The sequence below is a fragment of the Phocaeicola sp. RTP21198st1_B8_RTP21198_201120 genome, assembly GCF_040929485.1.
In the GTDB taxonomy this organism is placed as follows: domain Bacteria; phylum Bacteroidota; class Bacteroidia; order Bacteroidales; family Bacteroidaceae; genus Phocaeicola; species Phocaeicola dorei.
Window position 1 is genome coordinate 1 of the sequence record NZ_JBCOCI010000394.1, and the last position, 1,269, is coordinate 1,269.

General features: G+C 46.7%; 1 protein-coding gene and 2 pseudogenes. All 3 read left to right on the top strand.

The features are described 5' to 3' along the window. A pseudogene (locus tag AB5935_RS26640) lies at positions 1 to 439 on the top strand (conjugal transfer protein TraG); the annotation flags it as partial. 20 nt (positions 440 to 459) lie between these two features. Next, a complete protein-coding gene (locus tag AB5935_RS26645; protein ID WP_004318720.1) occupies positions 460 to 1,092 on the top strand; it encodes a DUF4141 domain-containing protein in 633 nt (210 codons plus the stop codon). Positions 1,093 to 1,116: 24 nt separating this feature from the next. Continuing rightward, a pseudogene (locus AB5935_RS26650) lies at positions 1,117 to 1,269 on the top strand (conjugative transposon protein TraJ); the annotation flags it as partial.

Genomic DNA, 1,269 nt, shown 5'->3' on the forward strand with positions numbered 1-1,269 from the left:
TAGCCTACACAAAACGGTTAGAAAGTATTTTGGTGAGGCCGTTGTCGTCACTCAAGAACTGGACGATATTGTATCAAGTCCCATTATCAAAGACACCATTATCAACAATGCCGATTGTAAGATTCTGCTGGATCAGCGAAAGTATATTAACAAGTTTGACTCCGTACAGTCCCTGCTCGGATTGACCGACAAAGAGAAAGGGCAGATATTGTCTATCAATCAGTCCAACGATCCGGCACGGAAGTATAAGGAGGTTTGAATAGGCTTGGGAGGTGTCCGGTCCGCTGTCTATGCCACAGAAACCTCTGTCGAGGAGTATCTCACCTATACCACGGAAGAAACCGAAAAACTGGAAGTCACACAAATGACAGAGAAGCTGGGCGGCAATATGGAGCAGGCTATCCGAATGTTGGCAAGTGAGAAGAAAAAGAAAAAATAAACGATTAAAATAAAGAAGCAATGAGAAAGAGAATTATAAGCATGTTGTTTGTCCTGTCGGCCTTTATAGTACCGGCAAGCGTACAGGCACAGTGGGTGGTGTCCGATCCGGGCAACCTCGTCCAGGGTATCGTGAACAGTGTCAACGAAATAGTGGAGACCTCGGAAACGGCGCAGAATGCCCTCTCCACATGGAAGGAGACCTCAAAGATTTTCGAGCAGGGGCGTGAGTATTACGACAAGCTGCGCAAAGTGAACGACCTGATCAGCGGCAGCGAGAAAGTCAAGGAGTCCGTCCTGATGCTCGGTGATATCTCCGAGATTTACGTGAACAATTTCGGCAAGATGCTAACCGACAAGAATTTCAGCCAGCGGGAGCTGAATGCGATAGCTGCCGGTTATAACACCATCATGAAGAAGAGCAGCCGCAGCATTACCGAGCTGAAGAATATCATCAATCCCACCGGCATGTCCATGAACGACAAGGAACGCATTGACCTGGTGAACCGGGTATACAGGGAAATGACACATTACAAGGAATTGGCCAACTACTACACCCGCAAGAACCTGCATGTATCCTACCTGCGTGCCAAGGAGAAGAACGAGCAGCAACAGGTATTTGACCTGTACGGCAAGGATGAGCGTTATTGGTAGTCTACAATTTTAAAAGAATCAATTATGGTATTATTATCCATTTCATTTGAAAATATGCACCAGATTCTTCGGAATCTCTATGATACGATGACCAAACTCTGCCACCCGATGATGGACATGGCGATGGCACTCGCTGCATTAGGAGCTTTGTTCTATATCGCTTACCGTGTCTGGCAG